This is a genomic window from Actinomyces radicidentis (assembly GCF_001553565.1).
GTDB classification, from domain to species: Bacteria; Actinomycetota; Actinomycetes; order Actinomycetales; family Actinomycetaceae; genus Actinomyces; species Actinomyces radicidentis.
The window spans coordinates 550852-566878 of record NZ_CP014228.1; the positions used below are offsets into that span (position 1 = coordinate 550852).

The window sequence follows — 16027 nt, forward strand, 5'->3', positions numbered from 1 at the left end:
GGGTGGTGGGTTCGGGTGGGGTGCGCGGGTGGCGCGGGAGCGCGGGGTGGCGCGCCCTGACAGCGGGCGAGGTGCTCGTCGCGGCGCGCGACGAGCACCTCGCCCGTGGTGTCGGCGGGTCAGAACTTCGAGATGGCCTCGGCCTGGTCCCAGAGCTTCTTGGCCTCGTCGGCGTCGAAGGTGAGGACCTCGTTGCCGTCGACCTTGTCGGTCCAGCCCTGGATGACGGGGCTGGTGAAGTCGGAGGCCGGGGTGCGGGTCTCGTAGTAGAGGGTGTCGCAGATCTGGGCGCGGTCGATGGCGCGGGAGAGGGCGGCACGGCGGGCGCGACCCTCCTCGTCCATCTTGAAGTGCTCGGTGTTGACGTCGATCGCGAAGCACTGGATGACGGCGCCGGGCTGGTTGATGGCCCGCTTGCCGAGGTCGTCCTTGAAGGAGGACAGGGCCGAGTCCGGGACGGAGTCGATGACGTCGACGGCGTCGGAGAGCAGGTCGTTGTAGGCGGCGTCGTAGTCCGTGTAGAAGGTGAAGGTGACGCCCTTGTTGGCGGGCTTGCGGACGCCGTCGTAGTCGGCGTTGGCGACGAGGGCGGCCTGGGAGTCGTGGTCCCAGCTGTCCAGCGTGTAGGGGCCGTTGCCGACGGGGGACTCGCCGAAGGCGTCCATGTCGTCGTAGGCGGAGTCCGGCAGCGGGTAGAAGGCGGCGTAGCCCAGGCGCAGGGCGAAGTCGGAGGCCGGGGCGGTCAGCTTGATGGTGAAGGTGAGGTCGTCGACCTTCTTGAGACCGGTGAGCTCGGAGTCCTTGTCGTAGGAGAAGCCCTCGATGGGCTCGTAGAAGTAGCTGGAGAGCTGGGCGTTGGAGAGCAGCGCGCCGTAGTTCCAGGCCTTGATGAAGGAGTCGGCCGTGACGGCGGTGCCGTCGGAGAACTTCCAGCCGTCCTTGATCTTGACGGTGAAGTTCTGGTTGTCGCTGGTCTCGATCGACTCGGCGACCTCGTTCTCGACGGAGCCGTCGGTCTTGTAGGAGACCAGGCCGGCGAAGAGGAGGTCGACGATGCGGCCGCCGCCGACCTCGTTCGTGTTGGAGGGGACGAGCGGGTTCTGGGGCTCGGTGCCGTTGGCGAGGACGACGCCGTCGTCGGCGGTGGTCTTGATGGCGTGGTAGACGGGGACGGCGTGCCAGTCGAACTCGACGTCGGAGACGTTGTTGGAGTAGCCGCCGAAGCCGTTCTGGTACCACAGCGGGATGGCCGACAGGTCGGTGAGGAGCTGCGTCTGGGCCTTCTCGTAGTCGGCGAGGGCCGTGGCGTCGTCGCTCGCGGCGGCGGCCTGGGCGAGCAGGTCGTCGAAGTCCGCGCTGGAGTACTGGGCGTCGTTGGAGCCAGCGCCGGTCTGGTAGACGGAGCCGAGGAAGTTGGCCATCGACGGGTAGTCGCCCTGCCAGCCGGAGCGGAAGGCGCCGACGAGGGTGTGCTTGGTGATCTGGTCGCGCAGCTCGGAGAACTGGGCGAAGGGCAGCGGCTCCATCGTGATGCCGAGGGTGTTGCTGACGGAGTTGCAGACCGCCTCGACCCAGGCCTTGTGGGGGCCGTCGGAGTTGTAGGCGAGGGTGAGGGACCCGCCGGAGGCCTTGCCCTGGCCGCCCGAGGCGGCGGAGGCGGAGGCGCTCGAGGAGGACGAGGAGTCCGAGCTGGATCCGCATCCGGCGAGGATGACGGCGGTGATGCCGGCCATGCCGAGGCCGAAGGAACGACGGGAGATCTGGGGGGTGTTCATGGGGTGATGTACCTCCGAGGACGGGGTGCCGGTGTCTCCGGCGGGCCGGGGCCTGACGCGCCGGTCGACTGCATGAGTATGCATCGATCTCGATGGCCGGTCACCTCCCGCGTTCATGTGCGGTTCACGTCACACCCATGCGGGGCTCGCGGGTCGCGGGACCCCGACGGGCGCACGCCCCTTCCCGGAGATCACCAGGCGGCGGCGAGGAGCTCGTAGGAGCGGCGACGCGCCGCGGCGTCGTGGGCGTAGGTGAGGACGAGGACCTCGTCGAGGTCCCAGCGCTCGGCGAGCTCGCGCAGGCGGGCGGCGACGTCGTCGGCGGTGCCGACGAAGGACAGGGCGAGGGAGGCCTCGACGGCCCTGTCCTTGCCGGAGGCGAGGGACCGCCAGGCCGCGGCGTCCTCGCTCGGCGGGTCGAGGGGCGCGGGGCGGCCGCCGACGGTGCGGGCGGAGGCGGCGCGCTGGGTGGAGAAGAGACGCTCGGCCTCCTCGGCGGTCTCGGCGACCATGACGTTGACGGCGGCGGCGGCGTGAGGCCGACGATCCTCCACGACGGTGGGGGCCCCGGCGTCGAAGACGGAGCGGTAGGTGACCAGAGCGGCCTCAGCGGGGGCCGGGGCGAAGTGCGAGGCGACGATGAAGGGCACGCCCAGGCTGCCGGCGACGCGGGCGCCGTTGACGGAGGAGCCGAGGACGGCGACGCGCGGGCTCGTCCCCTCCCCCGGGACGGCGCGGACGCGCTGCGGGATCGCGGGCGCGACGGCGTCGGGGTCGTCGTCGGGCAGGAGGGAGCCGGGGACGGCCGTGGCGTCGCCGGCGACCTCGCCGAGGTAGGCGAGGACCTCGAGGATCTCCTCGGTGAAGCGGCCCGGGTCGGCGGCTCGGCGGCGCAGGGCGGCGGCGGTGATGGGGTCGGTGCCGGGCGCGCGCCCGATGCCGAGGCCGACGCGGCCCGGGTACATCGTCGCGAGGGTGCCGATCTGCTCGGCGATGACGAGCGGGGCGTGGTTGGGGAGCATGACGCCGCCCGAGGAGACGCCGATGCGCTCGGTGGCCGCGAGGACCTGCCCCATGAGGACGGTGGTCGCGCTCGCAAGGAAGGTGGTGGAGCCGTGGTGCTCGGCCAGGAAGTAGCGCTCGTAGCCGGAGCGGTCCGCGGTGCGCGCGAGCTCGACCATCTCGGTGAGGGCGTCCGCGCGGCTGCGGCCGGCGGAGACGGGGACGAGGTCGAGGACGGAGAGCACCGGCGAGGTGCTGCTTGCCGGGGTCCTGGCTGCGGTCACCGCGCCACCATAACGGCGCGGTGCGGGCGTGCGCCCGGGACGCACGGCCCACGCCGCGGTGGCGGGGGTCTCAGCGCCCGGCACGACGGCCCAGGTCAGGGGCCCGCGGGCGCCACACGACCCCCGGGCCGGGGAGGCTCACGCGCTCGGGGCGCCGACGTCGGCCCGGCGGGCCCGGATCCAGGCGTCCGAGCGGCGGTAGACGGTCGCGAGGACCGCGCCGGAGAGGTTGTGCCAGATGGAGAAGACGGCGCCGGGCAGGGCGGCCTCGGGCGTGAAGTACTGGATGGCGAGGCCCGCGGCGAGGCCGGAGTTCTGCATGCCGACCTCGATGGAGGTGGTGCGGGCGACGCGCGGGTCGTCCTTGGCGGCGACGTGGCCGGCGCACCAGCCGAGCAGGTAGCCGAAGACGTTGTGGCAGGCCACCACGAGGACGACGAGGAGGCCCGCCGCCTTGATGGTGTCGGCGCTCTTGCCGACGACGGCGAGGACGACGTAGCAGATGCCGAGGACGGAGATCCAGGGCAGGGCGGGCAGGACCTTCTCGACGAGCCGGCCGACGACCATGCGCACGAGGAGGCCGCCGAGGACCGGCACGAGGACGATCTTGACGATGGACAGGGCCATGTCGCCGCCGGCGACCGGCATGTACTGGCCGGCGAGCCACTTGGTGAGCAGGGGCGTCATGATCGGCGCGATGAGGGTGGAGATCGAGGTCATCGTGACCGAGAGGGCGACGTCGCCCTTGCCGAGGTAGGAGATGACGTTGGAGGAGGTGCCGCCGGGGGCGCAGCCCACGAGGACGACGCCCGCGGCGAGGGCCGGGTCGAGCTGGAAGACCTTGGTGAGGACCCAGGCGACGCTCGGCATGATGACGTACTGGGCGATGACGCCGATGACGACGGGCACGGGGCGCCGGGCGACGAGGGCGAAGTCGGGCAGCGTGAGGGTCAGGCCCATCCCGAACATGATGATGCCGAGGGCGATGTTGGTGCCGGTGGCGAGGGAGGCGGCCTGGTCCGGGATGACCATGGCGATGACGAAGGACGCCAGGATGAGGAGGGGGAAGACGGTGACGGCGACGCGCGCCGACCGGTCCTCCTTGCTGGGGCCCGCCGCGGGGGCGGGGCTCGCCTGGGACGTCCGAACCTGGGGAGTGCTCATGCTGCCCTCCTACCGCCCCGTCCTCACTGTGGGACGGGGCGTCTCAGCAGGCGGTCGACTCCGGGGGCTCAGGAGACCCGGCCGCGCAGCGCGCCCGCGGCGGCGAGGGACTTGAGCAGGTCGCCGACGATGAACGGGACGAGGCCCGCGCCGATCGTCGCCTCGGGCCCCATGCCGGTGGCGACGGCGAGCCAGATGAGCCCCGGCACGTAGACCACCGCGGAGGCGGCGACCATGATCAGCACCCGGGCGAGCAGCCCCGGCCGGGCGCCGTCTCGGCGAGCGGTGGCACGACCGGCGACGGCCGCCGCGAGCGCGTAGCCGAGGACGTAGCCGAAGGACGCGGTCACGCCGCCCGACCAGCCGGCGAGGACCGGGGCCCCCAGGGCCGCCAGCCCGGCGAGCAGGAGGGCGGAGGCGACGCCGCGGCGCGAGCCGAGCACGCCGCCGACGCCAAGGGCGGCAAGGGTGCCGAGCGTGACGGGCACGGGGGTGAAGGGAAGGGGCAGACCGACCTGACCGATGAGCGCGATGGCGGCGGTGCCGGCGAGGACGAGGCCGGCCTCGCGGGCGAGGAGCCGGGCCCGGGAGCGCGGGGCGACGTCGGCGGTCGACGGGGCGGCGGTGCGGGAGCTGAGGATCTCGTTCATCGTCATGCGACAAGCGTAGGAAGGACGGTGCCGCACGGCATCGGGCGAGGTCGCCGGTAACGGGCCGTCCGAATTGGAGGATCCCCACAAGGGGTTCGGGCGGCTGCGGCCCGGGCGCCGTCGGGAGCGGCGGGGCGTCAGGCGGTGAGGCGCCGCTCGGGCAGGTGCTCCTCGACCCAGGCGAGGAGGTCGCGAGTGACCTCCTCGCGGTTCGTCTCGTTGAGGAGCTCGTGCCGGGCTCCGGGGTAGAGGCGGAGGGTCACGTCGCGGACGCCGGCCCGCCGCATGCGGGTGGCGACCTCGGTGACGCCCTTGCCCGCTCCCCCGACGGGGTCCTCGGCCCCGGAGGCGACGAGGAGCGGCAGGTCGCACGGGATGGACTCGAAGGCGCGGCGGGAGCTGACGGCGAGGCCGGCCTCGAGGAGGTCGCGGTAGAAGCCGGCGGTGCAGGTGAAGCCGCACAGCGGGTCCGCGAGGTAGCTGCTCACCTCGGACTCGTCCCGGGCGAGCCAGTCCACGACCGTGCGCGCGGGCGCGAAGGGGGCGTTGTAGGGGGCGATGATCTGCGACTCGAGGACCGCGCTGGGGTGGCGCGGGCCGCGAGCCCGGGCCTCGGCCAGGGCGAGGAGGCGGCCGACGCGGCCGAGGGCCCCGGGGTCGCCGGCCGTGCCCATGACGACGGCGCCGACGACGCGGCGGCGGTCGCAGCGCGCGAGCGACCCGCGCACGATGAGCGAGCCCCAGGAGTGGCCCAGGAGGATGACGGGGGCGTCGGGCCAGGTGCGGGCGATCTCGTCGCGCACGACGTCCTGGTCGCGCAGGAGCTGGCGCCAGGAGGAGGCGTCGCCGGTGTGTCCGCGCTCGTCGTCGGCGGCGATGGTGGCGCCGTGCCCGCGGTGGTCGTCGGCGACGACGGCGAGGCCGCGGGCGCAGGCGGCCGCAGCGAGTCGGCGGTAGCGGCCCGAGTGCTCGGCCATCCCGTGGACCACCTGGAGGACGGCGCGCGGCGAGCCGGGCTCGGGGGCGACGTCGGTGCGCACCTGGGGCGCGCGCGGTGCGCGCTCGTCACCGCCGTCGGAGGTGGCGGGCTCCGGGCGCGCGGGGCTGCCGAGGACGCGCACGGCGTCGGGGACCCACGAGCGCACGGCGAGGCGCTTGCCGTCCGTGGCGGTGAGGAAGGAGCTGGTGGACTTCACAGGAGGCTCGGTGATCGAGGGGCGCAAGGACGGTCACAGGCTAGTAACAGGCTCCGACGGGTGAGTGGGCCGCAAGGGCCCCTGTGAACCTTCTTGCGGATACCGCGGGATCCGTCTCACGTGGCAGCCTGTGCGGGTGAAGATCAGCGTCACGACGGGCAGCCGGGCGCCCGGCCACCGCTCGGCCGCGACGGGCGGCCGGGTGCTGGTGGGCAACGGGAAGCAGGCGCTCGCGCTCGTGGCCCGGCGCCTGCGGGGCCTCGGCGTGCGGGCGGTGCTCGTCCCGGCGTACCGCTGCGCGACGATGGCCGCGCCCTTCGAGCTCGAGGGCCTGCGGGTGCGGGGCGTGCCCTGCGGTGCGGACCTGCTCATGGACGCGGGGGCGCTGCAGCAGGCGCTCGTGGTGGAGCCCGGGGCGGCGGTGCTGCACTGCGAGACCTACGGGGCAGCTGCGGGCGCGGGGCTGCGTGCGGCGCTCAGGACGGCGCGCGAGGCGGGCTCCGCGGTGGTGCTCGACGCCTCGCACTCGGTGCTCGACCGGGCCGTGCTGCTCCGTGCGGGGGCCGGCGCCGCCGGGACGGCCGACGACGGGGCCACGGACAGCAGTCGGGCCGGCGACGGTCGGACTGCCGGTGGGCCGGCGGACGACGACGGGCCCTGGGACGTCGTCGTCGCGAGCCTGCGCAAGACGCTGCCCGTCCCCGACGGAGCCCTGCTCGTCTGGTCGGGGGAGGGCTGGACGCGGGGCTGGGACCCGGCGGGCGACCTCGTGGGGCGCGCTCCCGTGGACGAGGGGTCGACGGCGCTCGGGGCCGCCCTCGCCGCGGCCGTCGCGCGGCTGCGCGCACTCGCCCCGGGAGCGCCCGGTTTCGGGACTGCGCGCCTGGAGGTCTGCGAGCTCGCCGAGCGGCACGAGGACGCCATCGAGGAAGCGCTCTCCCCCGTCGCCGCCGGCGAGGCGGTCGTCGAGGCGCTCGGGCGCGCCGCCGGCGGAGAGGCGGCCTGGCGCGGGGCGACTGCGCAGGACCTCCGGATCCGGCTGGGCGAGGCGCTGCGCGTCGCCGCCGCGCCGAGCGGGACGCCCCGCGGCACCCGGGGCGCCGACGCCGTCGGAGCCGGTCCCGGCCGCGCACCCGGGCCCGCGCTCCGCGTTCTCGACGCGCCCTGGTCCGGCGCGGTCGCGGTGACCGGCCGCGCGCAGGCGCTCACGGCGCTGGCGGAGGACCTGTCGGCGCGAGGACTGTGGGGACCGGCGCTGTGGGACGGCTCGGACGCCGTCGGAGGACGGGCCGTGCTCGCGCGCCCGCTGGACTGGCCGGGCGCGCTCATCGCCGCGGGGCGCTCGGGCGCGTGGGAGGACCTGGGCGGGGAGGAGCGCGTGACCGGCTGGCCGCTCGTCGTCACCCTGCCGACCGACAGGCCGGAGCGGGTCGAGGAGCTCGTCGCCGTCGTCGTCCGGGCGGCTGCGCTCGGCTGAGCGCGGTCCTGCATCGTGAGGAGGCGTCGCGGGGTCGCCCAGGGGCGCCCGGGCTCCGTGATCGCGTCCTGCCGCCCTCGCCGCCGGCGCGCTGTCGGCCCCGTGCGGGCGACGGGCCGTCCTGGGGCGCCCGGACTCCGTTGACGGGGTCAACTCTGGAGGCCGATCCCGGGAGGTCGCTGAGGGCGGGCCCGGGTGTCCGCTGAGAACGGCGCCGGCAGGGACCCGGGCCGGCTCGAGGCTACGGTGCTCCCATGGCCGTCCACTCCTTCAGCCTCGTCCCCGCCGCCTACGTCCTGCTCCTGCGCGAGCGCGAGGGCGCTGCGCCGCAGGTGCTCCTCCAGCTGCGCCGGAACACGGGTTACATGGACGGGCACTGGGCCTGCGGGGCGGCAGGGCACGTCGAGTCGGGCGAGTCCGTGCTCGCGACGGCGGTGCGCGAGACTCGCGAGGAGCTCGGTCTGGAGGTCGAGGAGAGCGCGCTGGAGCCGCTCACGGCGATGCACCGCACGGGCGACCTCGGCGGCGCGGCCATCGAGCAGCGCGTCGACTTCTTCCTCGTCCTCCGGGAGTGGGACGGCGAGCCGGCCGTGCAGGAGCCGGAGAGGAACGGCGGCCTCGAGTGGTTCGCGCTCGACGCGCTGCCCGAGCGGGTGCCGCCGCACGAGCGCGTCGTGCTGGGCCTGCTCGCGGCCTCGCTCGAGCCCGGGGGCGCCCCGGTCCCGCCGATCACGACCTTCGGGTTCCGGGAGGGCGAGAGCATCGAGCTCTACCGCGAGGCCCGCGAGCACTGAGGCGGCGCGGGCGCTGAGGCTCAGCCGACGGAGAGGCGCAGCTCGTTGCCCCACGGGTCGGGGACCACGAGGCGCCCGGCGCCGTCGCCGGCGTCGACGTCCTGCGTGAAGCGGACGCCGTGGGAGCGCAGGCGCTCGGCCGTCGCGGCGATCCCGACGGCGTCGGGGAGCGTGATGTCCACGGTCCCGAGGCCGAGGGCCGGGGTGCGCAGGCCGGCGCCTCGCGTGCCCCAGACGTTCATGGCCATGTGGTGGTGGTAGCCGCCGGCGGAGACGAAGAGCGCCTGACCGGGGATGACGCTGGTGACGTCGAAGCCGAGGGCGTCGACGTAGAAGTCCCGGGCGGTACCGACGTCGCCGACCTGGAGGTGGACGTGCCCGACCTGACCGCCGACGTCGAGGCCGTCGTCGGCGGAGACCTCGCGGCCGGCGGGGACGGCGAGGCCCTCGCGGGCGGCGGCGATCTCGCGCTGGGTGCCGGAGACGCCGAGGTGACTCATGAGGAACTCGCCCGGGTCGATGGCGAGGGTGTCCATGCGGACGCCGTTCTCGTCCCACTGCCAGGTCTCGCGGGGGCGGTCGTAGTAGAGCTCGACGCCGTTGCCCTCGGGGTCGTGGAAGTAGAAGGCCTGGGAGACGAGGTGGTCGCCGGGACCCTCGAAGAGCTCGGGGTGGCGGACCCACATGCGCACGAGGGAGCGGGAGAGCTCGCGCGGGGAGTCGAAGACGACGGCGGTGTGGAAGAGACCCGCCGTGCCCTGCTGACGCGGGCGGAGGTCCGGGGCGTCGACGAGGGTGACGACGACGCGCTCCCCCAGGCCCAGGACGGTGCGGCCGGCGTCGGTGGCGAGCGGGGTGAGGCCGACGCCGCGGACGTAGAAGTCCTCCATGGCGCGGCGGTCGGCGACGAGGAGCTCGACGGCACCCATGCGGGTGCGGGCGTCGAGGCGCTCGCCGTCGGCGACGGGGTGGGCGGCCCGGGAGACGGCGTCGCCGCGGTGGGCGACGTCGAGGAGCGGGGAGGTGGCGGGAGCGCTGGTCATGAGGACCTCCTGTTCGTTGAACAGTCAACCACAAGAGGTGGGAGTACGTTCCGTGATCCCGGACTCAGACGACCGGGCGCGCGGCGCCGTCCGACCGAGCTGAGCCCGCGGACGTCCCGATCTCAGGGTCAGGACGTCCCGATCTCAGGGTCAGGACGTCCCGATCTCGGCGGGGCTCAGACGCGGAGGAACTCGAGGATCCTCGGCAGCTCGCGGCGGGCCTGGACGAGGCCGGCCTCGTAGGCGCCGATGACGCGGTCGTAGCGCAGCTCGCCGTTCTCGATGCTCATGCGGTCGGGCGTGAAGAGGTAGACCTCGCCGTCGCGCACGCCCTGCTCGATGCGCTCGAGCTCGGCGTTGTAGTTCGCGGGCCGGTTGATGAGGCCCTCGGCGACCATCGGCATCCGGCGGAACATCCGGCGGTAGGCGCGCGGGCGGCGTTCCTCGGGCTTGCGGTAGCCGGCCGGGCGGGTCGAGACGACGAGCATGCGGGTGTAGCCGTCCGCGCGGGCGGCATCGGTGGCGAACCCACCCGTCGGGCCGAGCGCGCCGTCGAGGTAGGGGTGGCCGTCGATCTCGACGACGGGCATGAGCACCGGCATCGAGGAGGAGGCCTGGCAGCGGGTCCCGAGGGTCGCGAGGTCGGGCATGTCCTCGATGCCCCAGTAGACCTCCTCGCCGGTGTCGCAGCGGTAGGAGCCGATGCGCACCGTGACGTCGGAGGCCTTGTAGGTCGGCCAGTCGAAGGGGATGGACTCCTCGGGCAGCGAGGTGTGCTGGTAGATGTGCTCCGAGTTGAAGTAGCCCTGGCGGTGGGCGAAGGAGCGCCAGCCGCCGGCCTCGGGGTCCGTCGTGAGGCCGACGAAGGCCTCACGGGTGCGCCACAGGTCGCGCGAGACCATGTTGACGGTGTTCGTCGACCCGGCGGAGATGCCGCCGACCCACGGGAAGTGGAGTCCCGCCTCGAGCAGGACCTGGACGAGGGCCGCGGTGTAGGTGCCGCGCATGCCGCCGCCCTCGAAGACGAGCGCGACGTCGTCGACGCGGGTCGTGATCGGGGCGGGCTCGTGGCCGGGCTGCCCGTAGGGGACGGGGCGACCGACGGAGGGACGGGGATCCTGTGCGCAGCTCATGATGGCGCTCACCGTACCGCCCGGGCGAGGGCCGTCGGCGAACGCCCCGTGCCCGTGGACGGACCGCAGCCCTAGCCTGGGCGCATGACGAAGCCCCGGATCCTCCAGCCCCTGAACCTCGGCGCGAAGCAGGCGCGCAACAGCCTGTGGCTGCCGCCCATGTGCATGTACAACGTGCCGGAGGAGGACGGCGTCCCGACCCCCTGGCACGTCATCCACTACGCGACCCGCGCCGAGGGCGGCTTCGGAACCGTCATCGTCGAGGCGACCGCCGTGGAGGCGCGCGGCCGCCTGTCGGCCTACGACCTCGGCCTCTGGGATGACTCCCAGATCGAGGGCCACCGCGCGATCGTCGACGCCGTCCACGCGGGCGGCGCGCTCGCCGGCGTCCAGCTCGGGCACGGCGGCCGCAAGTCCGGCACCGCCCCGTGGCGCCCCGACGTGACGAAGGCCCGCCAGGGGACGCTGCCCGGCTGGGACCTCATCGGCCCGAGCCCGATCGCCTACCCGGGCCACGCCGTCCCGCGCGAGCTCACCACCCAGCAAGTGCGGGGGCTCGTCACGGCCTTCGTCGACGCCGCGGCGCGAGCCGTCGAGGCCGGCTACGACGTCATCGAGCTGCACGGCGCGCACGGCTACCTCATCCACGAGTTCCTCTCGCCGCTGTCGAACCGGCGCGACGACGAGTTCGGCGGCTCCGTCGAGGGGCGCCTCCGCTTCCCGCTGGAGGTCGTCCGGGCGGTGCGCGGGGTCATCGGCCCGGACCGCGTCCTCGACATCCGCCTCTCCGCGACCGACTGGGCCGAGGGCGGCCTCACCGGGGAGGAGACGGCGGACTTCGCGCGTGAGCTGGTCGAGGCGGGCGTCGACGTCGTCCACGTCTCGACGGGCGGCAACGTGCCGGGCACGGTCCCGATCGGCCCGGGCTACCAGGTGCCCTTCGCGGCGCAGGTGAAGGAGGCCCTCGCCGGGATGACGACGGCGGCCGGCGCGGCCCCGGTCGTCGTGGCGGTCGGCATCATCGAGGACGGCGCCCAGGCCGAGGAGATTCTCGAGTCCGGCCGGGCGGACGCCGTCGCCGTCGGGCGCGTGGCGCTGCGCGACCCCTACGTGCCGCTGCGCTGGGCGCACGAGCTCGGCGTCAACGACTGGGAGGAGGCCGGCTTCCCGGTCCCCTACTGGCGCGGCGCCTGGCGACGCTGAGCGGCTGCAGCGCCGCCCGGTCCAGGAGGGCCGACGACGGTGGGAGCCCTGGGCCGTGCCAGGCGTCCGGCACGACCCGGGGCTCCCACTGCGCCGGGACGGGTACGCGCTCTGCGGACCGGGGCGCGGCCCCTCGGTCAGTCAAAGGGCCTCGACGTAGAGCCAGCGGCCGGCGCGGCGCAGGAAGCGGCTGCGCTCGCGCATCGACTGCTCGGGCCCTGCGGCGCCGTCGGCGCCGGTGAGGCGGTAGCGGACGGTGAACTCGACGACGGCCTCGGCGCCGTCGGGCTCGTCGTCGCCACCGCCGACCGTCTCCTCGATCGTGAGTCCGGTCCACGTCGTGGCCGGGTCCCCGTAGGGGCCGGCGGGGCGGGTACGGGGGTGCCAGGTCCGGAAGAGGTGGTCCTCGTCCCCGCGGGCGAAGGCCGTGTAGCGCGAGCGCACGAGGGCCTCGGCGGTCGCCGCGGGCTCGCCGTCGAGGTAGGGCTGGCAGCAGGCCACGAGGGAGCGGCCGGAGCCGCAGGGGCAGCAGGACTCGGCGGGGCCGGCGGCGCGCTGGGCGCGGCGGTCGGCCCCGAGGAGCCCGAGGGCGGGGCGGCGCACGGGCGGGGTCACTCCCCCGCCCAGTAGGCGCGCAGGGCCTGGGACATCCACGGGCCGTCGAGGACGCCCGCCATCTCGCGCTGGGAGTGCATGGACAGGAGCGGCTGGCCGATGTCCACGGTGGTGACGCCGATGCGCGCGGCGGTGATCGGGCCGATGGTGGTGCCGCAGGAGACCGCGTTGTTGGAGACGAAGTCCTGGTAGGGCACGCCGGCGGCGCGGCAGGCGCGGTCCCACACGACAGTGCCGACGGCATCGGTGGCGTAGCGCTGCGAGGCGTTGATCTTGAGCAGGGGGCCGTGGTTGATGAGGGGGCGGACCTGCGGGTCGTGCTTCTCGGGATAGCTCGCGTTGACGGAGTGACCGGCGTCGGCGGACACGCAGATCGAGCGGGCCATGAGGGCGGCGCGCTCCTCGCCCTCGTAGCCGAGGCCGGCGGCGAGGCGGGCGAGGACGTCCTCGAGGAAGGGGCCGGCGGCGCCGGAGCGGGTCTCGGAGCCGACCTCCTCGTGGTCGTTGGCGACGAGGACGACGACGTCGCGGGCGTTCGCGGCGTCCCAGGCGCCCTCGCCGCCGGCGGCGAGGGCCTCGAGGGCGACGAGGCCGGCGTGGACGGAGGTGAGGTTGTCCAGGCGCGCGGAGGCGAGGAACTCTCGGTGGCGGCCGATGCGGGCGGGGGCCTCGGTGGGGTAGGTGAGGACGTCGTGGGCGACGAGCTCGGCCGAGTCGACGCCGGCGAGCTCGCAGAGGTACTGCTCGACGGCGTCGTGCTCGCCGCGGGAGGCGGCGTCGGAGCCCTCGTCGTCGAGGAGGCTCCACAGGGGCATGAGGTGGGCCTGGCGGTCGAGGCGGAGGGAGTCGTTGGCGCTGCGGTCCAGGTGCGGGGCGAGCTGGGAGACGCGGGCGACGGGGCCGGTGCGCACGAGGTGGACGGCGCCGTCGCGGGTGGTGAGGCGGCCGGCGAGGCCGAGGTCGCGGTCGAGGAAGGAGTCGAGGAGTGGGCCGCCGTAGACCTCGGCGTTGACGAGCTGCCAGCCCGAGCGGTCGAGGGCGGCGCGCGGCTTGAGCTTGAGGGCCGGGGAGTCGGTGTGGGCGCCGACGATGCGGAAGCCGGTGGCCGGGCCGGGGCGCTCGGGGAGCATGAAGGCGATGACGGCGCCGTCGCGGACGACGAGTCCGCGGGCGGGGAGCTCGTTCCAGGGCTCGGTCTCGGCGAGGCGGGTGAACCCGGCGGCCCCGAGGCGCTCGGATACCTCGGCGACGGCGTGGTAGCTCGTGGGCGAGGCGGTGACGAGGTCGGCCAGGGAGGCGGTGTAGTCGTCGGGGTCGGTGAGCGTCTGGGCGGGGGTGGGACGCGATGACATGGAGCCAGTCTGTCACCTCCTCGGGACACGATCCGGGCCCGTTGCGGGTGAACCGACCCCGTGCACGGGACCCGCAGCACCGCCACGGCCCGTCATCGGCGTCGCCTATCGCGGCAGGTCCGCGGCGTCGTCCTCCCATTCGTCGTTGAGGAGCTCGAACAGCCGGTGGTCGTGCCACTGCCCGCCGAGCCTCAGGTAGCGCTCGGCGTGGCCGTACTCGCGGAAGCCCGACTTCTCCAGGACTCGCCCTGAGGCGGGGTTGTCGGGGCGGCAGCCGGCCTCGAGCCTGTGGAGGCCGAGGCCGCGGGAGCCGTCGGCGAAGGTCCGTGAGCGCGGCGCCAGCGCCCGCTCGACGACGCGGGGCAGGGCGGCGCTCATGACGCCGAGGCCGCGGGCGGCGGCGTCGAGCCAGTAGCCGACGTTGGCGGACTGGAGCGGGCCGCGCACCACGTTCGAGACGGTGACGCGGCCGACGACCTCGCCGTCGAGCTCGACGACGAGCGGCAGGGCGGTGCCGAGCTCGGCGGCGGCGAGGAGGGAGGCGATGACCTGACGCTGCCCCTGGGGGCTCACGTAGTGGTCGGAGCGCTCGGGGGCGCCGATGAGCAGGGAGGCGCGGTTGCGGGTCTCGAGCTCGGAGAGGCGTACGGCGTCCTCGGCGCGCAGGAGCCGGACGGTCGGTGCGGGCGAGCCGGGGGCGGCGGTGTCGGCGGCGGAGGGCATGCGGGCAGTCTCGCACCCGGCGGCTCGGCGCGCGGCGTCACGGTCGGTCCGGCGGTCGCCCGCCGTTCACGCCTTGCTGACAGACTCGGGGCATGACCCCCTCCCCCGACGCCACGACCTCGCAGCCCACCGCCGGCCACGTCCCCTCCATCCCGCCCGCGGGCACCGGCCCGATCACGACCGTCCTCCTCGACGCCGACGGCGTCCTGCAGATCATCGGCACCCCGTGGGTCGAGGCGCTCACGGCCGTCGGGGGCCCGGAGTTCTGCGAGCGCCTCCTCTCCGAGGAGGGCGCCGGGCTCGCGGGCCGCGAGACGATGCGCGACCTCATCACGCGGGTGCGCGCGGAGACCGGGGCCACGACGCCCGTGCCCGACATCGAGATCCTGTGGGAGCGGGCCGTCCCGGACCCCGGGGCCTGGCAGGTGGTCCGCGACCTGCGCGCCGCCGGGTACCGGACCGTGCTGGCCACGAACCAGTTCTGGGAGCGCCGCGTCTGGATGCGCGAGAGCCTCGGCTACGACGGGCTGTGCGACGTCGACGCCTACTCCTGCTCGCTCGGCGCCGCGAAGCCGGAGGCGGCCTACTTCACCGCCGCGCTGAAGCTCGCGGGCGCCCGGCCCGAGGAGGCGCTCTTCGTCGACGACTCGGAGCGCAACGTCGTCGGCGCGGCGGCCCTCGGCATCCGCACCGTGCACCACCCGGCGGACGGCGGGGACGCCGCGCTGCGCCAGGAGATCATCGAGGCGCTCACCGCCTGAGAGTCGGCGCCCTGGTCCGGACTCGACGGCGCCGGATCCGATCGGTGGGCTCGCGCACGCCCCGTCTCATTCCTCGGCAGGAGGAACGGCGACTCTTCTCTCACTCTCCCGGACTTGTCCGACGGCGTCGTCGCGCGACAGACTCGGGGACGACGGGGCCGCGAGGGCCCGGGTGAGGAACGGCATGGCGGGATCGCAGCAGCGCGACGGCGCGTCGCCACGCGCGCCCCGGCGCCCCGGAAGTCGCGTCAGCGCCGCCCACGCGCGCGTGAGCAACCGCCTCGACGACCCCTCGCGCATCGCCCCGCGCGCCTTCCTCCGGCTCATCACGCGCCTGCACCGGCTGCTCCCGCGCTCGCTGCGGCGCCGCGTGCCGGTCACCTTCGTCGGCTACGCGCTCATCAACGGCTCCGGCTTCTGCCTCGACGTCACGGTCCTGTGGGTCCTCTACGACCACCTGCACCTGCTGTACCCGCTCGCCGTCACGGTCTCCTACGCCGTCGCGGGCGTCTACTCGCTGCTGCTCAACCGCTGGCTCAACTTCCAGGCGCGCGGGCACTTCGCGTCCCAGGGCTCGCGCTACGCCGTCGGCCTCGTGAGCCAGTACGTCATCTTCATCCTCGGGCTGTCCTCGCTCCTGCACTGGGCGGGCGTCAACGCCGAGCTGGCGCGCTTCAGCTCCGCGTGCTGCGAGGGCCTCTACCTGTACGTCCTCATGCGCCTGTGGGTGTTCCGCGGGACGCCCGAGCCGGCCGACGCCGATCCCGACGACGAGTCCGCCGTCCGGGTCGCGGCCTGAGCCCGCGGCTCAACGGCCCGGCCGCACCGGCCCCGACGACGACGGCCCGCCCCCGA

Annotated in this window: 15 protein-coding genes; 5 read left to right on the forward strand and 10 right to left on the reverse strand. The window is 74.6% G+C overall.

What is annotated here, in order from left to right; all coding sequences use genetic code 11:
- Positions 1 to 119: 119 nt before the first annotated feature.
- From AXF14_RS02335 to AXF14_RS02355, 5 genes are all read right to left on the reverse strand, one after another.
- Complete coding sequence (locus AXF14_RS02335; RefSeq protein ID WP_067940437.1) at positions 120 to 1775, reverse strand: ABC transporter substrate-binding protein; 1656 nt, start codon at positions 1773 to 1775, stop codon at positions 120 to 122.
- A 191-nt stretch (positions 1776 to 1966) separates the two neighbouring features.
- The gene (locus AXF14_RS02340; RefSeq protein ID WP_067940441.1) at positions 1967 to 3061 is read right to left on the reverse strand and encodes an LLM class flavin-dependent oxidoreductase; all 1095 of its coding nucleotides are present in this window, start codon (positions 3059 to 3061) and stop codon (positions 1967 to 1969) included.
- 138 nt (positions 3062 to 3199) lie between these two features.
- Positions 3200 to 4225, reverse strand: coding sequence for a bile acid:sodium symporter family protein (locus AXF14_RS02345; RefSeq protein WP_067940445.1), 1026 nt, complete (start codon positions 4223 to 4225; stop codon positions 3200 to 3202).
- A 68-nt stretch (positions 4226 to 4293) separates the two neighbouring features.
- The gene (locus AXF14_RS02350) at positions 4294 to 4881 is read right to left on the reverse strand and encodes a biotin transporter BioY (protein ID WP_417862364.1); all 588 of its coding nucleotides are present in this window, start codon (positions 4879 to 4881) and stop codon (positions 4294 to 4296) included.
- Positions 4882 to 5012: 131 nt separating this feature from the next.
- Positions 5013 to 6071: an alpha/beta fold hydrolase gene (locus AXF14_RS02355; RefSeq protein WP_067940449.1), complete on the reverse strand. Its 1059-nt coding sequence runs from the start codon at positions 6069 to 6071 to the stop codon at positions 5013 to 5015.
- A gap of 136 nt (positions 6072 to 6207) precedes the next feature.
- On the opposite strand from AXF14_RS02355, the gene AXF14_RS02360 reads away from it, so the two are divergent.
- Together AXF14_RS02360 and AXF14_RS02365 are read left to right on the forward strand one after the other, a co-directional pair.
- Positions 6208 to 7548, forward strand: a complete 1341-nt coding sequence (locus AXF14_RS02360) for a hypothetical protein (RefSeq protein WP_084355291.1) — start codon at positions 6208 to 6210, stop codon at positions 7546 to 7548.
- Between the two features lie 254 nt (positions 7549 to 7802).
- Complete coding sequence (locus AXF14_RS02365) at positions 7803 to 8342, forward strand: NUDIX domain-containing protein (RefSeq protein ID WP_067940452.1); 540 nt, start codon at positions 7803 to 7805, stop codon at positions 8340 to 8342.
- Between the two features lie 20 nt (positions 8343 to 8362).
- Here AXF14_RS02365 and AXF14_RS02370 read toward each other — a convergent pair whose 3' ends face one another.
- Together AXF14_RS02370 and AXF14_RS02375 are read right to left on the reverse strand one after the other, a co-directional pair.
- The gene (locus tag AXF14_RS02370; protein WP_211260114.1) at positions 8363 to 9385 is read right to left on the reverse strand and encodes a VOC family protein; all 1023 of its coding nucleotides are present in this window, start codon (positions 9383 to 9385) and stop codon (positions 8363 to 8365) included.
- 176 nt (positions 9386 to 9561) lie between these two features.
- Positions 9562 to 10518, reverse strand: coding sequence for a patatin-like phospholipase family protein (locus tag AXF14_RS02375; RefSeq protein WP_067943934.1), 957 nt, complete (start codon positions 10516 to 10518; stop codon positions 9562 to 9564).
- An 84-nt stretch (positions 10519 to 10602) separates the two neighbouring features.
- Here AXF14_RS02375 and AXF14_RS02380 point away from each other — a divergent pair, with 84 nt between their 5' ends.
- Entirely contained in the window at positions 10603 to 11721 is a 1119-nt protein-coding gene (locus AXF14_RS02380) for an NADH:flavin oxidoreductase/NADH oxidase (RefSeq protein ID WP_067940456.1), read from the forward strand.
- 141 nt (positions 11722 to 11862) lie between these two features.
- On the opposite strand, the gene AXF14_RS02385 is transcribed toward AXF14_RS02380, so the two are convergent.
- The 3 genes from AXF14_RS02385 to AXF14_RS02395 all read right to left on the reverse strand — a co-directional run bounded on the left by AXF14_RS02385 (position 11863) and on the right by AXF14_RS02395 (position 14411).
- On the reverse strand, positions 11863 to 12324 hold the full coding sequence (locus AXF14_RS02385) for a YchJ family protein (protein WP_067943936.1): 462 nt from the start codon (positions 12322 to 12324) through the stop codon (positions 11863 to 11865).
- 8 nt (positions 12325 to 12332) lie between these two features.
- A complete protein-coding gene (locus AXF14_RS02390; RefSeq protein ID WP_067940460.1) occupies positions 12333 to 13688 on the reverse strand; it encodes a M18 family aminopeptidase in 1356 nt (451 codons plus the stop codon).
- A gap of 105 nt (positions 13689 to 13793) precedes the next feature.
- On the reverse strand, positions 13794 to 14411 hold the full coding sequence (locus AXF14_RS02395) for a GNAT family N-acetyltransferase (protein ID WP_067940464.1): 618 nt from the start codon (positions 14409 to 14411) through the stop codon (positions 13794 to 13796).
- 92 nt (positions 14412 to 14503) lie between these two features.
- Between AXF14_RS02395 and AXF14_RS02400 the strand changes: the two genes are divergently transcribed.
- On the forward strand, positions 14504 to 15172 hold the full coding sequence (locus AXF14_RS02400) for an HAD family hydrolase (protein ID WP_067940467.1): 669 nt from the start codon (positions 14504 to 14506) through the stop codon (positions 15170 to 15172).
- A gap of 184 nt (positions 15173 to 15356) precedes the next feature.
- A complete protein-coding gene (locus AXF14_RS02405; protein ID WP_067940471.1) occupies positions 15357 to 15971 on the forward strand; it encodes a GtrA family protein in 615 nt (204 codons plus the stop codon).
- Positions 15972 to 16027 lie beyond the last annotated feature (56 nt).

What these genes read in the sequence shown, in the direction of transcription:
- AXF14_RS02405 (WP_067940471.1), top strand. Translation starts at nt 15,357, where the DNA reads ATGGCGGGATCGCAGCAGCGCGACGGCGCGTCGCCACGCGCGCCCCGG.
- AXF14_RS02375 (WP_067943934.1), bottom strand. Translation starts at nt 10,518, where the DNA reads ATGAGCTGCGCACAGGATCCCCGTCCCTCCGTCGGTCGCCCCGTCCCC.
- AXF14_RS02335 (WP_067940437.1), bottom strand. Translation starts at nt 1,775, where the DNA reads ATGAACACCCCCCAGATCTCCCGTCGTTCCTTCGGCCTCGGCATGGCC.
- AXF14_RS02400 (WP_067940467.1), top strand. Translation starts at nt 14,504, where the DNA reads ATGACCCCCTCCCCCGACGCCACGACCTCGCAGCCCACCGCCGGCCAC.
- AXF14_RS02370 (WP_211260114.1), bottom strand. Translation starts at nt 9,385, where the DNA reads ATGACCAGCGCTCCCGCCACCTCCCCGCTCCTCGACGTCGCCCACCGC.
- AXF14_RS02390 (WP_067940460.1), bottom strand. Translation starts at nt 13,688, where the DNA reads ATGTCATCGCGTCCCACCCCCGCCCAGACGCTCACCGACCCCGACGAC.
- AXF14_RS02345 (WP_067940445.1), bottom strand. Translation starts at nt 4,225, where the DNA reads ATGAGCACTCCCCAGGTTCGGACGTCCCAGGCGAGCCCCGCCCCCGCG.
- AXF14_RS02380 (WP_067940456.1), top strand. Translation starts at nt 10,603, where the DNA reads ATGACGAAGCCCCGGATCCTCCAGCCCCTGAACCTCGGCGCGAAGCAG.
- AXF14_RS02395 (WP_067940464.1), bottom strand. Translation starts at nt 14,411, where the DNA reads ATGCCCTCCGCCGCCGACACCGCCGCCCCCGGCTCGCCCGCACCGACC.
- AXF14_RS02350 (WP_417862364.1), bottom strand. Translation starts at nt 4,881, where the DNA reads ATGACGATGAACGAGATCCTCAGCTCCCGCACCGCCGCCCCGTCGACC.
- AXF14_RS02365 (WP_067940452.1), top strand. Translation starts at nt 7,803, where the DNA reads ATGGCCGTCCACTCCTTCAGCCTCGTCCCCGCCGCCTACGTCCTGCTC.